Annotated in this window: 20 protein-coding genes and 1 pseudogene; 10 read left to right on the top strand and 11 right to left on the bottom strand. The window is 74.1% G+C overall.

The genetic code is table 11. The features are described from left to right. On the top strand, positions 1 to 1,115 hold a 1,115-nt coding region (locus M8J74_RS39795; protein WP_249841094.1), incomplete at its 5' end, for an ATP-binding SpoIIE family protein phosphatase. A 3-nt stretch (positions 1,116 to 1,118) separates the two neighbouring features. Here the strand turns inward: M8J74_RS39795 and M8J74_RS39790 are convergent. Then, positions 1,119 to 2,471: a hypothetical protein gene (locus M8J74_RS39790; protein ID WP_249841093.1), complete on the bottom strand. Its 1,353-nt coding sequence runs from the start codon at positions 2,469 to 2,471 to the stop codon at positions 1,119 to 1,121. A 114-nt stretch (positions 2,472 to 2,585) separates the two neighbouring features. Between M8J74_RS39790 and M8J74_RS39785 the strand changes: the two genes are divergently transcribed. Continuing rightward, positions 2,586 to 3,851 carry a molybdopterin-dependent oxidoreductase gene (locus M8J74_RS39785; protein WP_249841092.1) on the top strand — a complete coding sequence of 422 codons (1,266 nt, stop codon included), beginning with the start codon at positions 2,586 to 2,588 and terminating at the stop codon, positions 3,849 to 3,851. A 343-nt stretch (positions 3,852 to 4,194) separates the two neighbouring features. On the opposite strand, the gene M8J74_RS39775 is transcribed toward M8J74_RS39785, so the two are convergent. Genes M8J74_RS39775 through M8J74_RS39765 form a run of 3 tightly spaced genes read right to left on the bottom strand, consistent with a single transcriptional unit; the run spans position 4,195 to position 6,460 of the window. Further along, positions 4,195 to 5,118, bottom strand: coding sequence for a class I SAM-dependent methyltransferase (locus M8J74_RS39775; protein WP_308406179.1), 924 nt, complete (start codon positions 5,116 to 5,118; stop codon positions 4,195 to 4,197). Beyond that, complete coding sequence (locus M8J74_RS39770; protein ID WP_249841090.1) at positions 5,115 to 5,732, bottom strand: TIGR04282 family arsenosugar biosynthesis glycosyltransferase; 618 nt, start codon at positions 5,730 to 5,732, stop codon at positions 5,115 to 5,117. The genes M8J74_RS39775 and M8J74_RS39770 overlap by 4 nt, the downstream gene beginning before the upstream one ends. Continuing rightward, a complete protein-coding gene (locus M8J74_RS39765) occupies positions 5,729 to 6,460 on the bottom strand; it encodes a glycosyltransferase family 2 protein (RefSeq protein ID WP_249841089.1) in 732 nt (243 codons plus the stop codon). The genes M8J74_RS39770 and M8J74_RS39765 overlap by 4 nt, the downstream gene beginning before the upstream one ends. A 183-nt stretch (positions 6,461 to 6,643) precedes the next feature. Here M8J74_RS39765 and M8J74_RS39760 point away from each other — a divergent pair, with 183 nt between their 5' ends. Beyond that, entirely contained in the window at positions 6,644 to 7,357 is a 714-nt protein-coding gene (locus M8J74_RS39760; RefSeq protein ID WP_249841088.1) for a response regulator transcription factor, read from the top strand. 2 nt (positions 7,358 to 7,359) lie between these two features. Further along, positions 7,360 to 8,472 carry a sensor histidine kinase gene (locus M8J74_RS39755; RefSeq protein WP_058922395.1) on the top strand — a complete coding sequence of 371 codons (1,113 nt, stop codon included), beginning with the start codon at positions 7,360 to 7,362 and terminating at the stop codon, positions 8,470 to 8,472. A 66-nt stretch (positions 8,473 to 8,538) separates the two neighbouring features. On the opposite strand, the gene M8J74_RS39750 is transcribed toward M8J74_RS39755, so the two are convergent. The 3 genes from M8J74_RS39750 to M8J74_RS44900 are packed head-to-tail and all read right to left on the bottom strand — an operon-like array spanning position 8,539 to position 11,743. After that, positions 8,539 to 9,543, bottom strand: a complete 1,005-nt coding sequence (locus M8J74_RS39750; RefSeq protein ID WP_249841087.1) for an NAD-dependent epimerase/dehydratase family protein — start codon at positions 9,541 to 9,543, stop codon at positions 8,539 to 8,541. Between the two features lie 53 nt (positions 9,544 to 9,596). After that, positions 9,597 to 11,057, bottom strand: coding sequence for a sensor histidine kinase (locus M8J74_RS39745; protein ID WP_249841086.1), 1,461 nt, complete (start codon positions 11,055 to 11,057; stop codon positions 9,597 to 9,599). Continuing rightward, a complete protein-coding gene (locus M8J74_RS44900; protein WP_249841085.1) occupies positions 11,054 to 11,743 on the bottom strand; it encodes a response regulator transcription factor in 690 nt (229 codons plus the stop codon). The genes M8J74_RS39745 and M8J74_RS44900 overlap by 4 nt, the downstream gene beginning before the upstream one ends. A 154-nt stretch (positions 11,744 to 11,897) precedes the next feature. Between M8J74_RS44900 and M8J74_RS39735 the strand changes: the two genes are divergently transcribed. The 6 genes from M8J74_RS39735 to M8J74_RS39710 all read left to right on the top strand — a co-directional run bounded on the left by M8J74_RS39735 (position 11,898) and on the right by M8J74_RS39710 (position 17,042). After that, positions 11,898 to 13,235 (top strand): ferredoxin reductase family protein, encoded by a 1,338-nt coding sequence (locus M8J74_RS39735; protein WP_249841084.1) that lies wholly within the window; start codon positions 11,898 to 11,900, stop codon positions 13,233 to 13,235. 19 nt (positions 13,236 to 13,254) lie between these two features. Further along, a complete protein-coding gene (locus M8J74_RS39730; protein ID WP_249841083.1) occupies positions 13,255 to 13,668 on the top strand; it encodes an FMN-binding protein in 414 nt (137 codons plus the stop codon). Positions 13,669 to 13,693: 25 nt separating this feature from the next. Further along, a complete protein-coding gene (locus M8J74_RS39725) occupies positions 13,694 to 14,413 on the top strand; it encodes an FAD:protein FMN transferase (protein ID WP_249841095.1) in 720 nt (239 codons plus the stop codon). Between the two features lie 126 nt (positions 14,414 to 14,539). Further along, positions 14,540 to 15,670, top strand: a complete 1,131-nt coding sequence (locus tag M8J74_RS39720) for an ABC transporter ATP-binding protein (RefSeq protein ID WP_249841082.1) — start codon at positions 14,540 to 14,542, stop codon at positions 15,668 to 15,670. Beyond that, positions 15,667 to 16,377, top strand: coding sequence for an ABC transporter permease (locus M8J74_RS39715; RefSeq protein WP_249841081.1), 711 nt, complete (start codon positions 15,667 to 15,669; stop codon positions 16,375 to 16,377). Before M8J74_RS39720 ends, M8J74_RS39715 begins: the two co-directional genes overlap by 4 nt. Then, the gene (locus tag M8J74_RS39710; protein ID WP_249841080.1) at positions 16,374 to 17,042 is read left to right on the top strand and encodes an ABC transporter permease; all 669 of its coding nucleotides are present in this window, start codon (positions 16,374 to 16,376) and stop codon (positions 17,040 to 17,042) included. The genes M8J74_RS39715 and M8J74_RS39710 overlap by 4 nt, the downstream gene beginning before the upstream one ends. Positions 17,043 to 17,081: 39 nt before the next feature. On the opposite strand, the gene M8J74_RS39705 is transcribed toward M8J74_RS39710, so the two are convergent. The 4 genes and pseudogenes from M8J74_RS39705 to M8J74_RS39690 form a co-directional block, all read right to left on the bottom strand. Beyond that, entirely contained in the window at positions 17,082 to 17,684 is a 603-nt protein-coding gene (locus M8J74_RS39705; RefSeq protein WP_249841079.1) for a GTP-binding protein, read from the bottom strand. Further along, positions 17,671 to 18,090, bottom strand: coding sequence for a DUF742 domain-containing protein (locus M8J74_RS39700; protein ID WP_058922385.1), 420 nt, complete (start codon positions 18,088 to 18,090; stop codon positions 17,671 to 17,673). The genes M8J74_RS39705 and M8J74_RS39700 overlap by 14 nt, the downstream gene beginning before the upstream one ends. A gap of 59 nt (positions 18,091 to 18,149) precedes the next feature. Beyond that, positions 18,150 to 18,629 carry a roadblock/LC7 domain-containing protein gene (locus tag M8J74_RS39695; protein ID WP_058922384.1) on the bottom strand — a complete coding sequence of 160 codons (480 nt, stop codon included), beginning with the start codon at positions 18,627 to 18,629 and terminating at the stop codon, positions 18,150 to 18,152. Beyond that, positions 18,626 to 19,297, bottom strand: a pseudogene (locus M8J74_RS39690) (hypothetical protein); the annotation flags it as partial. The pseudogene M8J74_RS39690 and the gene M8J74_RS39695, both read right to left, overlap by 4 nt.

Genomic DNA, 19,297 nt, shown 5'->3' with positions numbered 1-19,297 from the left:
AGCACCACACCGCCCTCACCCTGCAACGCAGCCTGCTGCCCAGGGGGCGGCCTGAGCAGAGCGCCGTCGAGGTCGCCCACCGCTACCTGCCCGCGCAGGCGGGCGTGGGCGGCGACTGGTTCGACGTGATCCCGCTGTCCGGCGCCCGGGTGGCGCTGGTCGTCGGGGACGTCGTCGGGCACGGGCTGCACGCGGCCGCCACCATGGGCCGGCTGCGCACCGCCGTGCACAACTTCTGCGCCCTGGACCTGCCGCCCGACGAACTCCTCACCCACCTCGACGACCTCGCCGGGCGCCTGGACCGGGGCGAGGGCGGGGCGGTGGAGGGCGGCCCGGCCGACTCCGGCATCGTCGGGGCGACCTGCCTCTACGCCGTCTACGATCCGGTGTCCCGGCGCTGCACCCTCACCCGCGCCGGGCACCCCCTGCCCGCGGTGGTACGGCCGGACGGCACCGTCGAGTTCGTGGACCTGCCCGCCGGTGCGCCCCTGGGCCTGGGCGGCATGCCCTTCGAGACCGTCGAGCTGGAGCTGGCCGAGGGCAGCCAACTGGTGCTCTACACCGACGGGTTGGTCGAGGACCGGCTCCGCGACATCGACGCCGGACTGGACCGGCTGCGCGCCGTCCTGGCCGTTCCCGAACGGGCCCCGGAGGAGACCTGCGAGGCCGTCCTCGACGCCCTGCTGCCGGCCCGGCCGACGGACGACGTGGCCCTCCTCGTCGCCCGCACCCATGTCCTCGGCCCGGACCGGGTCGCCCAGTGGGACCTGCCCAGCGATCCCGCGGTCGTCTCCCGGGCCCGCACGGCCGCGACCGAACAGCTCACCGCCTGGGGCCTGGACGACCTCGCCTTCACCACCGAACTGGTCGTCAGCGAACTGGTCACCAACGCCATCCGGCACGCCCACGGCCCCGTCCAGCTGCGCCTGTTGCGTGACCGCGCGCTGATCTGCGAGGTCTCCGACGGCTCCGGCACCTCCCCGCGCCTGCGCCGGGCCCGCAACGAGGACGAGGGCGGCCGCGGGCTGTTCCTGGCCGCCCGGCTCACCGAGCGGTGGGGCACCCGGTACACGCCGGAGGGCAAGGTGATCTGGACGGAACAGCCGCTGCCGTGAGCCTCACCAGCCCGTCAGCAGCAGGTGGTTGACGAGCAGCGCCAGCACCGCCTGGGCCGCGAGCCAGACGCGCGGCCGGGGCAGCGCCGCGCACGCCGGAAGCAGCCAGAGCGCGAACGGCAGCCAGATGCGCTCCGTCTCCGCCTTGCTCATCCCGGACAGGTCGGCGACCAGCACGGCGAGGAGCGCGGCGGCCACGAGCGTCCCGAGGGGATCGGCACGCGACACCCACGTGCCCCCGGGGGCATCGGCGCGCGACACCCGCGTACGGCGCAGGCCCGCCACCGTCGCCGGGCCCACGATGAACACCGTGCAGGCCAGGTTGGCCCACACCCAGTAGCCGTACGGCCTTACCCCGCCCGCTCCTTGGTAGTAGCGGGTGACCAACAGGCGGTACGCCTCCCACCAGTCGAAGCCCAGCGCGGTGAACACGGCCGGGACGACCACGAGTCCGGCGAGCAGGAAGAGCAGGGGACGGGCGCGGTGCGTGCCGAGGAGCAGGACGGCCGCCGCGATCAGCGCGAACAGGGTGAGGCCGTAGGACAGATAGGCGGTCAGCCCGAACAGCAGGCCCGAGGCGAAGCCGGCCGCGGCCGGGCGGCGGCCGGTGACCGCCAGCGCCAGGAACGCCACCGCCCAGGCGGCGACCGCGGTGAAGTACCCGTCGGCCGACGTGCCCACCCACACCGCACCCGGCATCAGCACCAGGAACGGCGCGGCACGGCGGGCGCGTTGCTCGTCGGCGAGCACCCGCAGGGTGATCAGGACCGCCACCGCGGCGGTCGTACCGACCGTGATCACGAACGCGCCCGCCCAGCCGCCGCCGCGCAGGCCCGCGTGGTCGAGGAGGACGAAGGTGAGGGTGGCGCCCGGCGGGTGGCCGGCGACATGGGCGGGCCAGTTGGCGGGCGCGTCGATCAGGATGTGGTGGTCGAAGTCCCGCAGCGCGCGCGGGATGTCGTGGAAGCGGTCGATCACCCGCAGGTACTCGTTGCGGGTCGTCAGCTGCTCGGCGACGCCCCGGAACCAGCCGTCGACGAGCGCGAGCGACCACGTCCAGGCCAGGGACGCGCCCCAGCCGGCCAGGAGCAGGGGACGCCAGGGGAGGCGGGCGGCGAGCGCAGGGCCGTAGGCGACGACCGCGGCCGCCACGGCGAGCGCGGCCGGGGTGCCGGGGCCCACATGCGGGTCCCAGGTCGCCAGGAGCGGCGGCCAGCCGACGCGGAGCGAGCCGTCACGGTGCTCGATCGCGGTGCCGATCGTCACCGCCGCCAGGACGAGGAGCGCGGCCGCCGCGACGGCGTACAGATCGCGGCGCAGCGCACGGCGGGAAGGGTGCGGAGGAGGTGGGGACACGCCGACGACGCTAGGGCGCGCGGCGCCGCCCGGAGCGCTGACATGCGCGGACGTCAGAGTTTCGTCATGGTTCGCAGGCCCCTTCCCGGGGGCGCGCGGACCTACGGTCGGGGCATGGAACCGTCGCGTTTCTCTCCCTTCTCCCCCCGCTTCTGGCGCAGCCCGCTGCGGGGCCCCTGGCTCACCTCGGTGCTCGGTGTCGTCCTGCTCGTCGGGATCACCGTGCTGTTCGTGACCGGGCTGCTGTCCTACGCCGCGTACAACCCGGGCCTGTCCCCGGTGAACGACAAGACGCCGGACAAGGGCGTCCTCGGCTTCTACCTCTTCGCCTGGCCGACCCACCCGCACTGGCTGTACCGGCTCACCCAGGGCGTGCACGTCACCCTCGGCATCACCCTGATCCCCGTCCTGCTGGCCAAGCTGTGGTCGGTCGTGCCCAGGCTGTTCACGCTGCCGCCCGCCCGCTCCCTGGCCCACGCCCTGGAACGCCTCTCGCTGCTGCTGCTCGTCGGCGGCGGCCTGTTCGAGTTCGTCACCGGCGTGCTCAACGTCCAGCTGGACTACGTCTTCCCCGGCTCCTTCTACCCGCTGCACTTCTACGGCGCCTGGATCTTCTTCGCCGCGTTCGTCGCCCACGCCGTGCTGAAGACGCCGGCGGCCCTGCGCAATCTGCGGCGGATGCGGGAGGAGCGGGCCGAGCCGGCGGAGGTCGCCGAGGGCGCCGAGCCGACCGGACTGACCGCCCCGGACCCGGACCCGGCGACCGTCTCCCGGCGCGGTGCGCTCGGCCTGGTCGGCGGCGGCTCGCTGCTGCTGTTCGCCACCACGGCCGGGCAGAGCTCCGACGCACTGCGCTGGACGGCGCTCTTCGCCCCGCACGGCCGTCGCGACCCGGGCACCGGACCGGGCGGCTTCCAGATCAACAAGACCGCCGCCTATGCCGGGATCCGCCCCGCGGAGACGGGTGAGGACGCCTGGCGGCTGGTGGTGCGGGGGCGCGGCGGGACCGTCCGGCTCAGCCGGGCCGAGCTGCTCGACCTGCCCCTGCACAGCGCCGCGTTGCCCATCGCCTGTGTCGAGGGCTGGTCGACCTCCGACCAGTGGTGGCGTGGCGTACGGCTGCGGGACCTGGCCGCGCTCGTCGGCCACGACGGCGATCCGCCGGACGTCCTCGTCGAGTCGCTGCAACGGCACGGCGCCTTCCGCCGGGCCGCCCTGCGGGCCAACCAGGTCGCCGACCCCCGCTCCCTGCTCGCCCTGTCCGTCAACGGCGAGGACCTCACCCCCGACCACGGCCACCCGGCGCGGATCATCGTGCCCGCGGCACCCGGTGTGCTCAACACCAAGTGGGTGGCAGAACTGACCTTCGGAGACCTGTGATGCGCCCCAGGATCGTCATCGGCAGCCCGCTCCAACTCCTGCTGCTCGTCTGCTCGTTCGCGCTCGCCGCCTACGCGGGCGTGCGCCTGCTGGACGGCGACTGGTTCGGCGTCGCGCTGTGGGTCGTGGGCGCGGCACTCCTGCACGACCTGGTGCTGCTTCCGCTGTACGCGGCGGCGGACCGCGCGCTGGTCAAGGGCGCCGGAGCGCGCGGGCGGCGGGCGGTGGCCTACGTCCGCGTGCCCGCCGCGCTGTCGCTGCTGCTCCTGCTCGTGTGGTTCCCGCTGATCAGCGGGCAGGTGGCGGGCCGTTACGGGCACGCCACCGCACTGTCCTCGGACGGCTATCCGGCCCGCTGGCTGCTGGTGACCGCCGCGCTGTTCGGCGGCTCGGCGCTGCTGTTCGCGCTGCGGGCGTCGCGCCGGCGCAGGGCGACGAAGCAGCGGCCGCCGGCCGACCACTGATCGACGGCACGCCAGCCCGCGCGCTCCGCGAGCCGCAGCAGGGCCGGCGTGCCGATCCGCGCCCAGGGGAACGGGCTCCCGACGGCCCCCCTGGCGTCGGTGACCCGCACCCGCACCCGCTCGTCGACATCCGCCCCATGCACCGTCTCGGCGATCAGCAGACCGTCGGCGGACAGGAGTTGGGACATCCGGTCGAGCAGCGCGGCCGGCTCGCCGCCGATGCCCACGTTGCCGTCGATCAGCAGCGCGGTGCCCCAGCGGCCCTCGCCGGGCAGGGACTCGAAGACGGAGCGGCGCAGGGCCTGACCGCCGAGGCGGTTCGTGCGCGCGACGGCCGCCGCGCTCACGTCGATGCCGAGCACCGGCCGGCCGAGGGCGCCCAGCGCGGCGACCAGGCGGCCCGGTCCGCAGCCGACGTCCAGCACCGCGCCCTCGCAGCGCCGCAGCACCTGCAGATCGACGGCGTCGGCCTCCGCGCACCACCGCTCCACGTCCAGCGGCAGCAGCCAGCCGTCGGCGCGCCGCAGGAACAGCGGGCCCCGGCCGGTGCGCAGGGCACGGGAGTAGGGGTCGTTGGACCAGCTGCCGGGGTCCGGGGCGGCGCCCGGTCCGGGGGCGGGGGTGTCGGGGCGCGGGACGGTGACACGGGGACCGACGCCGCTGATGCCTGTGCCCGGGGCGGCGGCCGCGGCGGCGGTGTCCGCCGGTCGGGGGCCGGCCGGGCGGGTGCGGGTGCGTCGGGGCGGGGTAGCGGGCTCCGGTGTGCGGCCGATCCGAGCGGTGGCCTCCCGGGCGCCGCTCATCGGCGCACCGCCGCAAGGCGGGCGTGGGCGGCCGCGAAACGTCCGTCCGGTGCCGCCCTCGCGACCGTTTCCGCGTCGTCGGCGGTGTCCACGTCCCGCAGTTCCGGCAGGTCCCGGACGCGCAGGCCGGTGAGGCGGGCGCGCTGGGCGGCGCCGGTGAACGGCGTCGACATCGGCACGCCCCGCAGCAGCCCGGGGTCCGGTGCGGCCAGGCCGAGGGCCCAGAAGCCGCCGTCCGCCGCGGGACCGAAGTACGCGTCGCAGCCGGCGAAGTCGACCGTGAGGAGGGCGGGGGTGACCTGGGGGGTGTCCATGCCGACGAGGAGGGCCGGGCCGTCGCACCGCGCGAAGGCGGCGGCCAGCCGCTCGTCGAGACCGCCCGCGCACTGCCGTACGACCTCGAAGCCGGGCGGCAGCCAGGGGCCGGGCTCGCCCTCCAGGACCAGTACGCGGCGGCGGGCCGGCGTGCGCGCGACCACGTCCAGCGTGTCGGCGAGCGCCGCCTCGGCCAGCCCCGCGGCCTCCTCGGGGGTGAACGGCGGCGTCAGCCTGGTCTTGACCCGGCCGGGGCGGGGCTCCTTGGCGATGACGAGCAGGGTGACCGGGGACGTCACGGGCGGGTTCCTTCCGGTACGCGGGGTGCCACGGGCGGCTCGGACAGCACCCGGCTCATGTCCCGCACCGCCTGCCAGGTGCCGCGCCAGGTGCCGGTCACCTTCGAGGCGCCGGTGCGCGGGAGGTAGGGGACGTCGTACTCGGCGATGCGCCAGCCGGCGTCGGCGGCGCGGACGACCATCTGCAGGGGGTAGCCGCTGCGCCGGTCGGTGAGGTCGAGACCGAGCAGTGCCTCGCGCCGGGCGGCGCGCAGCGGGCCCAGGTCGTGCAGGCGGACGCCGGTACGGCGGCGCAGCAGCCGGGTGACGGCGAGGTTGCCGGCGCGGGCGTGCGCGGGCCAGGTGCCGCGGCGCGCGGGGCGGCGCCTGCCGAGGACCAGGTCGGCCTCGCCCGCGGCGATCCGGCGCACGAAGGGCACCAGGCCGGCGGGGTCGAGGGAGGCGTCGCAGTCGCAGAAGCAGACGACGTCGGCCGTGGCGGCGGCCAGACCCGCGTGGCAGGCGGCCCCGAAGCCCCGGCGTTCCTCGCGCACGACGCTCGCCCCGAGGGCCCGGGCGACGTCGGCCGACCCGTCCGTGGAACCGTTGTCGACCACGAGGGCGCGCCAGCCGGGCGGGATGCGTTCCAGTACCCAGGGGAGGGCCTCGGCCTCGTCGAGACAGGGAAGGACGACGTCCACGGACGTCGTCGGGGGTGCTGCGGAGGATGGACTCGTCACGGCTCTCACCCTACGATCACGAAACGGACAAAAAGGGCGCAGGCTCCTTACGAAACACGGACGTCGACGGGCGTGGAGAGGCGGCGAGTCGCCCGCTGCGGAAGGCCGTTCGCGGGCCGGGGGTTTCTTACGGAAGTCGGACGTCCGGCCGGTGATGGCGCGGCCCGGGGCGCGGGATGCGAGGCTGGCTGCATGGAGCTGCAGCAACACGGGTGGGGCGGGGCCCGGGTCCTCGTCGTCGACGACGACCCCACCGTCGCCGAGGTCGTCACCGGCTATCTCGACCGGGCCGGATACGTCGTCGACCGGGCCGGTGACGGCCCCGACGCCCTCGCCCGGGCCGAGGCCCACTGGCCGGACCTCGTCGTCCTGGACCTGATGCTGCCCGGCATGGACGGCCTGGAGGTGTGCCGGCGCATGCGCGGCCGCGGCCCCGTGCCGGTCATCATGCTCACCGCCCGCGGTGACGAGGACGACCGCATCCTCGGCCTGGAGGTCGGCGCCGACGACTACGTCACCAAGCCCTTCAGCCCCCGCGAACTGGTGCTCCGCGTGGAGTCCGTACTGCGCCGCACCCGCCCCTCCCAGCCCTCCGCCGCCCTGCGCGCGGCCGGCCTCTCGGTCGACCCCTCCGCCCGCCGGGCCCTCAAGGACGGCACCGAACTCGCCCTCACCATCCGCGAGTTCGACCTCCTCGCCTTCTTCCTGCGCAACCCCGGGCGGGTCTTCAGCCGGGAGGACCTGATGCGCGAGGTGTGGGGCTGGGACTTCGGCGACCTCTCGACCGTGACCGTCCATGTGCGGCGGCTGCGCGGCAAGGTGGAGGACGATCCGGCCCGGCCCCGCCTGATCCAGACCGTGTGGGGCGTCGGCTACCGCTTCGACGCCGCGGACCAGGGGGCCTGACCGTGCGCGCCAACCTGCTCATCGCCCTGTTCGCCTTCCTCGGCGCTGCCGTGGCCGGGCTGCTCGGCGCCGGTGTGCTGCTGCTCATCCGGCGCCGCTCCCTCGCCCTGCACCTCGGCGTCGTCGCGGGCGTCGGCGTCACCGCCATGTTCGCGGGCACGCTCGCGGTCGCGCAGGCCATGTTCCTGTCCGGGCACGACCTGAAGGTGGTCACGACCGTCGTCGCGATGGCCGCCGTGGTCTCCCTCGCCACCGCCGTCCTCCTCGGCCGCTGGGTCGCGGCCCGCAGCCGGGCCCTCACGCTCGCCGCCCGGTCCTTCGGCGACGGCGGCGACTTCACCTCACCCGACGGGCCCGCCACCGCCGAACTCGCCGCGCTCAGCCGGGAGTTGGAGGCCACCAGCGCCAAGCTGGCCGAGTCCAGGGACCGCGAGCGCGCCCTGGAGTCCTCGCGGCGCGAGCTGGTCGCCTGGATCTCCCACGACCTGCGCACCCCGCTGGCGGGCCTGCGCGCCATGTCCGAGGCCCTGGAGGACGGCGTCGCCGCCGACCCGCCCCGCTACCTGCGGCAGATGCGCACCGAGGTCGAGCGCCTCAACGACATGGTCGGCGACCTCTTCGAGCTCTCCCGCATCCACGCGGGCGCGCTGGCGCTGAGCCCGAGCCGGATCTCCCTGTACGACCTCGTCGGCGACGCCCTCGCGGGCGCCGACCCGCTCGCCCGCGAGCACGGGGTGCGGCTGGTCGGCGACGGGGTGACGGCCGTGCCGGTCGAGGTGGACGGCAAGGAGATGAGCCGGGTCCTGGGCAACCTGCTGGTCAACGCGATCCGCCGGACGCCGGCCGACGGGACCGTCGCCGTGTCCTCGGAACTGCGCGAGGAGGGCGTCGTACTGTCCGTCACCGATGGCTGCGGCGGCATCCCCGAGGAGGACCTGCCGCGGGTCTTCGACACCGGCTGGCGCGGCACCCACGCCCGGACTCCCCCCGCCGGCGCGGGACTCGGCCTCGCCATCGTCCGCGGCATCGTGGAGGCCCACCAGGGCACGGCCACCGTACGCAACGTCCCCGGCGGCTGCCGCTTCGAGGTGGTGCTGCCCGCCGCCGCTTCCTGATAGACGGGCAACACCACCGGCTCGTGTGGGGCCTCACGCCCCACGAGGCTTCCGCCCCTGGCGGGGCTAGGGCGCCCCCCGCATCCCCGCTCGGGCGAACTCCCTCATGCCCTCCGTGAAGGAGATCTGGGGCTTCCAGCTCAGGTCTGTTCGGAGGCGGGCCGAGTCGGCTGTGATGTGGCGGACGTCGCCCAGGCGGTACTCGCCGGTGACGACCGGGTCGGGGCCGCCGTACGCGGAGGCCAGGGCGCGGGCCATCTCGCCGACCGTGTGCGGTTCGCCGCTGCCGGTGTTGTACGCGGTCAGCGTGCCGTCGGCCGGACCCGCCTCCAGCGCCGCCACGTTGGCCTCGGCCACGTCCCGTACGTGCACGAAGTCCCGCCGCTGGCGCCCGTCCTCGTACACGGTGGGCGCCTCGCCGCGGGCCAGGGCCGAGCGGAAGAAGGAGGCGACCCCGGCGTACGGGGTGTCGCGGGGCATGCCCGGGCCGTAGACGTTGTGGTACCGCAGGGCCACCGCCGTGCCTCCGGTGGCGCGCGCCCAGGCGGCCGCCAGGTGCTCCTGGGCCAGCTTGGTCGTCGCGTACACGTTGCGCGGATCGACCGGAGCGTCCTCGCCGACCAGCCCCGGCACCAGCTCGGCGCCGCACACCGGGCACGGCGGCTCGAAGCGGCCCGCGTCGAGGTCGGCGACGGCACGCGGCCCGGGCCGTACGACGCCGTGCCGCGCGCACTCGTAGCGCCCCTCCCCGTACACCACCATCGAGCCGGCCAGCACCAGCCGCCGTACGCCCGCCTCGGCCATCGCGGTGAGCAGCACCGCCGTGCCGAGGTCGTTGCGGGAGACGTACTCCGCCGCGTCCGAGAAGCCGGTGCCGAGGCCGACCATGGCCGCCTGGTGGCAGACCGCGTCCACGCCGGCGAGGGCGCGCGACAGGGCGTAGGGATCCCGCACGTCGCACGGGGGCTCGGCGCGGGTGTCGTAGACGACGGGCTCGTGCCCGTGGGCTTCCAGCGCCGTCACGACATGGGACCCGATGAACCCGGCACCGCCGGTGACCAGTACACGCATGCGTTCAACGTAGGGCGGCGAGCGGCCCCGGCGGACCGGACGCGGCCGTCACGTCACCGCTCCGTAAGACCTTCCCCGTCCCGCGCGGGCAGCCGCACGGTGAACACCGTCGCCCCCGGCTCGCCGTGCAGCTCGATCGTGCCGCCGTGGGCGCGGACCAGGGAGCTCGCGACCGACAGACCCAGGCCGCTGCCGCCGCGGTCGCGGCTGCGGGCCTTGTCGACGCGGTAGAAGCGGTCGAAGACCCGCTCGCGGTCCTCGGGCGGAATGCCGGGGCCGGCGTCCTCGACCCGGACCACGGCCGTGTCCCCCTCCCGCGCCACCTCCACCGACACCGGCGTCGCGGGCGGGGTGTGCACGGCGGCGTTGGCGAGGAGGTTGTCCAGCACCTGCCGGACGCGGTGCGGGTCCAGACGCAGCTTCAGCGGGCCCGGGCCGGTCCGCACGGTCAGCGGGCGTTCCGGACGGCTCGCCCGGAACGCGGCCGCCGCCTCCTCCACCAGCGCCACCAGGTCCGTGTCCTGCGGCCGCAGCGGCGCGTCCACCTCCGCCGCGTCCAGCCGGGCGAGCAGCAGCAGGTCGTCCAGGAGGACGCCCATCCGGGCCGCCTCGGCGCGCAGCCGGGCCAGATGCCTCTCGCGTTCCTCGGGGGCGTTGGCGGCGGCGTACTGGAACAGGTCCGCGTAGCCCCGTACCGACATCAGGGGCGTGCGCAGCTCGTGCGAGGCGTCCGCGACGAACCGGCGCAGCCGCTGCTCGGCCTCCGCGCGCACCGCCAGCGAGTGGTCGATGTGCTCCAGCATGGTGTTGAAGGCGGTGCGCAGCTCCTCCACCTCCGGGCCGCCGCCCCGCTCGTCCGCGCGCAGCGGCAGCCGGGCCGCCGACTCGGTCAGGTCGTGCGAGGCGATGCCGTGCGCGGTGTGCGCCATGTCGCTCAGCGGGTTCAGCCCGCGGCGCAGCATCCGCCGGCCGAACACCACCAGCGCCGCGAGCGCCAGCCCGAACGCCACCACCTGCACGGTGATCAGCCGCCGTACCGTCGCGTCGATGTCGTCCATCGGCGCCCCGCTGACCAGCACCACCCCGGGCTCGACCTCGCAGGCCCGCAGCCGGTACTCGCCCTGGCCCGCGAGGTGCGCGGTGCGCAGGGTCTCCGTGTGCGAGGTGAGCTGCGCCGCGGCCAGGGACGTGAGGGGCGCGATGTCGGCGGGCAGGTCGCCGCTCTCCTCGGGCTTGCGCAGCACGGCCCGGCCGCCGGAGACGTCGTACACCGCGTAGTACCAGCGGTAGTACTTCTTGCCCGCCAGGGTGCCGTTCTCCGCGATGCTCTTGGACTGGGCGACCTGGGCGAGCCCCAGCTGGTCGTCGAGCTGGTTGGAGAGGTAGTCCCGCATGTACGTGGTCAGGGCCGTGCCGACCACCGCGAACACCACCAGCGCGAGCGCCCCGAGCCCCAGGGCCAGCCGGGTGCCGAGCCGCAGCCGCCGGTACGACCGCAGGAGCCGGCCGATCACTCGGCGGCCCGCCGGACGACGTACCCGAATCCCCGGACCGTGTGGATCAGCGGCTCGCCCGTGTCGTCCAGTTTGCGGCGCAGCCTGCTGACGACCAGCTCGACGACGTTCGAGCGGCCCCCGAAGCCGTACTCCCAGACGTGGTCGAGGATCTGCGCCTTCGTCATCACGGTCGGCGACTTGCGCATCAGGAAGCGCAGCACCTCGTACTCGGTGGGCGTCAGCGTCAGCAGTTTCCCGCCGCGGCGGACCTCCCGGGTGTCCTCGTCCATCGTCAGGTCCGCCACCCGCAGCACCGAGCGCTGGAAGCCGGGACCGGCGCTGCGCCGCAGCACCGTCCGCAGCCGGGCCATCAGCTCCTCCACCGCGAACGGCTTGACCAGGTAGTCGTCCCCGCCGCGGGTCAGCCCCGCCACCCGGTCGGCGACCCCGTCCCGGGCGGTCAGGAACACCACCGGCACCATCGTGCCCGACCGCCGCAGCCGGTCCAGGACGCCGAAGCCGTCCACGTCCGGCAGCATCAGGTCGAGCACGACGATGTCCGGACGGAACGTGCCGGCCAGCCTCAGCGCCTCCTCGCCGGAGTTCGCGGTCACCGCGTCCCAGCCCTCGTAGCGGGCGACGGTCGCGACGAGATCGGCGATGGGCGGGTCGTCGTCGACGACGAGGAGACGTACTTTTTCCACCCGCTCATACTGCGGCACACCACCGGCGCCGCCGTGTCCCGCGGCTCATGACGGGGACATCGATAAGCAGTTGTCAGTCGTCCGACAGGTTTTCGACAGCTCCCGCCAGCGAAGCTCGGGGTATCCGGATCACCGATCAAGGAGTTGCCGTCCCGTGACGACCGTCCAATCACCCCCTGCGCCCCCCACGGCGATACGCCCCAGGGTGGTGGCCCGCACGGGCCTGTACGCCGTGCTGGCCGCGAACGCGGCCGTGGTCGCCTGGTTCTTCGCCCAGGCGGGCTTCGCCTCCAACGCGCTCATCGTCATCGGCCGCCTCGCCGGCCTCTACGGCGCCCTGATCATGGCCTTCCAGCTGGTGCTGGTGGCCCGGCTGCCCTGGCTGGACCGCCGCATCGGCATGGACCGGCTGACCTCCTGGCACCGCTGGACCGGCTTCGCCCTGCTGTGGACGCTCCTCGCGCACGCCGTGTTCATCTCCTTCGGATACGCCGACGGAGCCGGCGTCGGCCCGGTCACCGAACTCGTCGACCTCGCCGAGACCACCGAGGGCGTGCTGCGCGCGGTCGTCGCCCTCGGCCTCCTCCTCGCGGTCGGCGCGGTCTCCGCGCGCTACGCCCGCCGCCGACTCGCCTACGAGACCTGGCACTTCCTCCACCTGTACACCTACGTCGCCGTGGTCCTCGCCTTCACCCACCAGGTCGCGGTCGGTACGACGTTCACCTCGTCGTCCGCCGCGAAGGCGTACTGGTACGGCGTGTGGGCCGTGGCGCTGGGCGCGGTCGCCCTCGGCCGCCTGGTGCTGCCCCTGTGGCGCAACGCCCGCCACCAGTTCCGCGTCTCGGCGGTCGTTCCCGAGTCCGACACCGTCGTCTCGATCCACATCACCGGCAAGGACCTCGACGAACTGCCCGCCCGGGCCGGTCAGTTCTTCCTGTGGCGCTTCCTGACCCGCGACCGCTGGTGGCAGGCCAACCCCTTCTCCCTCTCCGCCGCCCCCGACGGCCGCACCCTGCGCCTGACCGCCAAGGCCGCCGGCGCGGGCAGCGCCGCCCTGCGCCACGTGAAGGTCGGCACCCGCGTCTTCGCCGAGGGCCCCTACGGCGCCTTCACCACCCTGCACCGCACCAGGACCGAGTCGCTGCTCATCGCGGGCGGCGTCGGCGTCACCCCGATCCGGGCCGTCCTGGAGGACATCGAGGGCCACGCGGTCGTCGTCTACCGCGTCGCCTCCGAACGCGACGCCGTCCTCTACGACGAGCTGCGCGACCTCGCGCTCGCCAAGGGCGCCGAACTGCACCTGGTCACCGGGCCGCCGGTCCCCGACAAGCTGGCGCCGGGCGAACTGGCCCGGCTGGTGCCGGACATCGCCGAGCGGGACGTCTTCCTGTGCGGGCCGCCGCCGATGATGAACGCGGTGCTGCGCACCCTGGACGAGCTGGGCGTGCCCAAGCGGCAGGTCCACTTCGAACGCTTCAGCCTGGCCGGATGAGGAAGACGGGAGAGACATCGTGAAGCGAGCCGTACCTGTCGTCGTCCTGAGCATCGCGGGCCTGGTCCCGGTCTGGCGCTACGAACCGTCGGCCGGCGCCCCGGCCTCCACCGCCGCCCCGGCCACGGCACCGTCCGCGTCCGCCTCCTCCGGCACTTCCTCGGGCGCCTCGCCGGGAACCGTCGTCAAGGGGACGACGATCCCGACCGACAAGGGTCCCGTGCAGGTCCAGGTCACCTTCGACGGGGACCGGATCACCGCCGTGCGCATGCTCCAGCAGCCGAACCACCCGCAGACGACGGCCGCCGTGCCGAAGCTGGTCGCGGAGACGCTGAAGGCGCAGAGCGCCGACATCGACACGGTGTCCGGCGCGACGATCACCAGCGACGCCTACAAGGAGTCCCTGCAGGCCGCGATCGACGTGAGAGGCTGATCCGGTGCACCGGGTCGAACACGTCATGGGCTTCCCCGTCTCGCTGCGGGTGGACGACGAGGACGTGCCCGAGCAGGCCGCGGACGCCGTCTTCGCGTGGCTGCGCGAGGTCGACGCCCGGTTCAGCCCCTACCGGCCCGACAGCGAGGTGTGCCGCTACGACCGCGGCGAGCTTCAGCGGCACGAGCTCAGCGACGACCTCGTCGAGGTCCTCGACCTGTGCGAGCACTACCGCCGGGCGACCGGCGGCGCGTTCGACGCACGGCTGCCGGGGCGGGGACTCGACCCCAACGCCGTGGTCAAGGGCTGGTCCGTGCAGCGGGCCGCCGACCTGCTGCGAGCGGCCGGGGCACGGCGGTTCGTGCTGAACGCCGGCGGTGACGTGGTCGCCGCCGGCGGGCCCTGGCGGGTGGGCGTACGGCACCCCGAACACGCCGACAAGCTGTGCACGGTGCTGGAGTTGACCGACGGCGCCGTCGCCACCTCCGCCCGCTACGAGCGCGGCGACCACATCGTCGACGGCCGGACCGGACGCCCGGCGACCGGGCTGCTGAGCCTGACGGTCGTCGCCTCCTCCCTCACCGAGGCGGACTCGGTGGCCACGGCCGCCTTCGCGATGGGCGCCGAGGGCATCGGCTGGGCCGCGTCGCTGCCGGGGTGCGAGGTGTTCGCCGTGGACGCCGGGGGACAGGTGCTGCGCACGGAGGGCTTCCCGGTCGCGCGGGAGGACCCGGCACCCGGATGAACCCGTGAGAGTCGGAGAACGCACAGGTCGACCACGGAGATCCGGCCATGATCCCGCAGAAGTGGCGTAACAAAGGGGGTCTAGACTCGGCTTCCAACGGTCCAGACCCGAAGGGTATTCGGCGTTTTGATACGAATAGATTCAGTCACCAAGCGCTACCCGGACGGCACGGTGGCGGTCGACAACCTGTCGCTGGACATACCCGATCGTGCGATCACGGTCTTCGTCGGACCCTCGGGCTGCGGCAAGACGACGACCCTGCGGATGATCAACCGGATGATCGAGCCGAGCTCCGGCACGATCACCATCGACGGCAAGGACATCACCAAGCAGCCCGTCAACACGCTGCGCCGGTCCATGGGATACGTCATCCAGAACGCCGGTCTCTTCCAGCACCGCACGATCGTCGACAACATCGCCACCGTGCCCCGGCTGCTCGGCTGGGACAAGGCCAGGGCACGTGCCCGGGCGCGCGAGCTGATGGAGCGGGTCGGGCTCGACGCCTCCCTCGCCAAGCGCTACCCCTACCAGCTCTCCGGCGGCCAGCAGCAGCGCGTCGGCGTCGCGCGGGCACTCGCCGCGGACCCGCCGGTCCTGCTCATGGACGAGCCGTTCTCCGCCGTCGACCCGGTGGTGCGCAAGGGCCTGCAGGACGAACTGCTGCGCCTCCAGGACGAGTTGGGCAAGACCATCGTCTTCGTCACGCACGACATCGACGAGGCCGTCAAGATCGGCACCATGGTCGCCGTGATGCGCACCGGCGGCCACCTCGCCCAGTTCGCGCCGCCCGCCGAGCTGTTGTCCGCCCCCGCCGACGGCTTCGTCGAGGACTTCCTCGGCGCCGACCGCGGCATCCGGCGGCTGTCCTTCTTCTCCTCCGCCGGCCTCGACCTGCTGACCGCCCCGGTCGTCGCGGTCGACGCCACCGCCGAGCAGATCGCCGCCCGCGCCTCGAAGGACGTGCCCTACCTCCTCGTCACCGACGTGGACGGCCTGCCCCTCGGCTGGGCCGAGCCGGACCGGCTGACCGCGGGCGCCGTGGACACCTCCCGGCTCCTGCCGTACGGGCGGCCCTTCGTGCACGGCGAGGAGTCCCTGCGCGCCGCCCTCGACGGCGCCGTCCTGTCGCCGACCGGCTGGGCGGTCGCGGTGGACGCCGGCGGCCGGGTCACCGGCGTGGTCTCCCAGCAGGCCGTCGGCGAGGCCATCCGCACCGCGCACGCCGAGGGCCGCAGCGACGAGAAGGTCGCCGGATGAGCGGCGGGCTGTTCGACATCCCGAGCGACCTGCAGAACTCCTACTGGGGTCTGGTCGGACTGCATCTGCGCGAGGCGCTGGTACCGGTCGCCGTCGGACTGGTGGTGGCGCTGCCCATCGCCCAACTCTGCGTGCGGCTGCGCTGGTTGTACCCGCCGGTGCTGTGGGTGACGACGGTCCTCTACGCCATCCCCTCACTCGCGTTCTTCGTCGTGCTGATCGACTACACCGGGCAGACCGAGACGACCGTGATGATCCCGCTCGGCGTCTACAGCCTGGTCGTGTTCGTCCCCGCGATCGTCGACGGGGTGCGCTCCGTGCCGCAGGAGACGCTCGACGCGGCCACCGCGATGGGCCTGGGGCCCGTACGCCGTTATTTCCAGGTCCAGTTGCCCATCGCCGCACCCGCGATCATCGCGGGCCTGCGGATCGCCACGGTCTCCAGCATCTCCCTGGTCTCCGTCGGCATGCTGATCGGCAACCAGGGCGCGCTGGGCAACCTGCTCCACGACGGCCAGATCTACAACCAGTCCCGCCTGATCTGGCTGTCCGTCATCGGTACGGCCGTCCTCGCCGTCGTCGCCGACGCGCTGCTGGTCCTCGTCCGCATCCTGGTGACGCCGTGGATGCCGCGCGGCGGCCGGGCACCCCGTCCCGTGGACGAGCCCGAACCCCTCACGGCCGCCCTGGAGGACGCCACCCGATGAACGTCCTGCACCTCGTCAACGCCTTCTTCAGCGACGGCGCCCACTGGCACGGCTACGACGGCATCCCCACCCGGCTGCGCGAGCACATCCAGTACACGCTGATCGCTCTGGCCATCGCCGCCGCCATCGGGCTGCCGATCGGCCTGCTCACCGGCCACACCGGACGCGGCGGCAACGCCCTCGCGCTGGTCGCCACCGCGGGGCGCGCGCTGCCCAGCTTCGGCCTGCTGGTGCTGATGTTCACGCTGCTGGGACTCGGCCTGACCCCGGTGATGATCCCGCTGGTCGTCCTCGCCGTCCCGCCGATCCTGGTCACCACCTACGAGGCGGTGCGCTCCGTGGACCCCTCTCCGGTGGACGCGGCCCGGGGGATGGGGATGTCGGAGTCCCGCGTCCTGTTCCAGGTCGAACTCCCGGTCGCCCTCCCGCTGATCCTCAGCGGCCTGCGCTCGGCGGCCATCCAGATCGTCTCCACGGCGACGATCGCCGCGTACGTGTCGCTCGGCGGCCTCGGCCGGTACATCGTGGACGGCCTCTACCAGCTCAACTACGAGAAGGTGGTGGGCGGCGCGACCCTGGTGGCCGTGCTGGCGCTGCTGACGCTGGGGTTCTTCGGCCTGGTGGCGCGGCTGACCGTGTCTCCGGGCGTACGGCGCGGCAACTGACCCCGAGGGCCCGGGAGCCGGTGTTCCCGGGCCCGCCGGTCAGCCCCCCGTCCGCTCCAGCGCCAGCTCCAGGACGACGAGCAGCGCGTCGCGCACCGAGCCGCGCTCGCGGGCGTCGAACACGATGAGCGGGACGCGTTCGGCGACGTCGAGCGCCCAGCGCACCTCCTCCAGGGTGTGCTCGACCTTGCCGTCGAAGGCGTTGACGGCGACCGCGAACGGGATCTGCCGGTGCTCGAAGTAGTCGACGGCGGCGTAGCAGTCGTCGAGGCGGCGGGTGTCGACGATGACGAGGCCGCCGACGGCGCCCTCGACGATGTCGTCCCACATGAAGCCGAACCGCTCCTGGCCGGGCGTGCCGAACAGGTACAGCTTCAGGGTCGGGTCGATGGTGATGCAGCCGAAGTCCATCGCCACGGTGGTGGTGGTCTTGCTCGGGGTGTGGCTGAGGTCGTCCACGCCCGCCGCGACCTCCGTGATGGCGGCCTCGGTGGTCAGCGGCTCGATCTCGGAGATGGAGCCCACGGCGGTGGTCTTGCCCACGCCGAAGCCGCCCGCGATCACCATCTTGACCGGCAGCGGCGGTCGTACGGCGGCCACCGGAGCGGTCGCGACGGGGGCGGCCGGTTCAGTCGGAGTCACGGAGTACCCCTCGGGAGTCGGGGATGGCACGCAGGGCGTCGATGACCCTGCGCAGGACGGTGGCGTCGTGGATGATGCCGGTGTCGGGGACGTGCACCACCAGGAGACCGGCGGCGCGCAGGTCCTCGGCGAGCACCCGTACGACGTTGAGGTGCAGCCTGAGCCGGGCCGCGAGTTCCGCGACGGACTGCGGCTGCCGGCAGGCGGCGACGATGTCGTGCTGCTCGAAGGTCAGGTCGTCGAGTTCGGCGAGACCCTCGGCGGTGGCCACCACCTGGGTCTCCACCGGTACCGGCCGGCCGGACGCGGTGGGCGCGACCCGGCCGGCGGTGACCAGGAACGGCCGTACGGCGGGGGCGGGACCGACCGGTTCCGGGCCGTCCGGCGGTGGGGAGCCGTCCGGCATGGGGTGTCTTCTTCCTCCTCGACCGTGCCCTCGGCCGAGGGCTTCGCGACGGCGACCGGTCAGCGCGCGGACGCGGCGCCGACGCTGTTCTTGAGCTGGAGCACGAGCTGGGGGCTGAGCGCGCTGCCGGCCCGGTTGGCGAACAGCGTCATCTCGTAGGCGATGTTGCCGAGTTTGGCCTCCTTGTCGGTGACGACGCCGAGGACGGCGCCGCTGCCGATCGCGGAGACCAGGACATGGCCGCCCTCCAGGTCGATGATGACCTTGTTGAGGCCGCCCAGGCCGTAGTTGCCGGAGGCGCCGGCGGCCAGGGACGTGATGCCGGAGACGATCGCGGCCAGCCGCTCGGAGTCGGCGTGCTCGCGCAGTTCGGACACGGCGATGAGCAGTCCGTCGGACGACACCGCGATGGCGTCGACGACGCCGGCGGTCTCCGTCGCGAATCGGTTGAGCAGCCAGGTGAAGTCGGCTGCGGCGGCCTGCAGTTCGGCCGGCGTGGTGGCTCCCGCGGGGGGAGTGTCACCTGTCGACGTACTCACTGCTCGGCTCCTTCCGGGAGGTGGTTCTGGTGGTGCGGGTCGGTGGTCGGACGCGCGGCGGGTCCGCCGGGGCGGTCGCCGTCGTCCGGGGCGAGACTGTCGCGGTTGGCGCGTTCCACGGCCGCCTCGAACTCGTCGAGAGCGTCGCGGACGGCTGCCGCGTCGGCGGGGCGGGCGGGTTGCCGGGCCGCGTACTGGGCGGCGGCGTCGACGGTCGTGCGCAGGGTGGCGCCGCGGACGCGGCGGCGCAGAGGCCGGGGGCCGTCGCCGGCCGACCGGTCGGACAGCGCTGTCTCGTCCGGCCCGACCTCGACAGACGATACCGTCCGCGCGGCCTCGCCCGAGCGGGCGGGGACGGCGTCATCGGGACGGGTGTGGACCACGCCGGCCTCCGCCTCCCCACGGGCCCGCGGCACGAACGGCCTTTCGTCGGGGCCCGGCGAGCCCGTACCCCGGGCAGGGGGACCCGACGCGGGAGTCCGGTCGGCACCGGGCCCGGTCTCGGACGCCGTGTCCACCGTCCGGCTCCGCGCGGTGTCGGCGGAAGCCGTGGGAGCGGCCGGGTCCGCGGCGGGCAGGGGCGCGGGGGCCGGGTCCGCGGTGGCGTCCTGCCGCGCGGTGGCCTCGGCGGGCGCCTGGTCCGCGAGGTCCGGGTCCCGGCGGGGGAC

The organism is Streptomyces panaciradicis (assembly GCF_023516615.1).
In the GTDB taxonomy this organism is placed as follows: Bacteria; Actinomycetota; Actinomycetes; order Streptomycetales; family Streptomycetaceae; genus Streptomyces; species Streptomyces panaciradicis.
The sequence above is the reverse complement of the archived record's forward strand: the minus strand, read 5'-3'. Positions and strand labels throughout refer to the sequence as shown.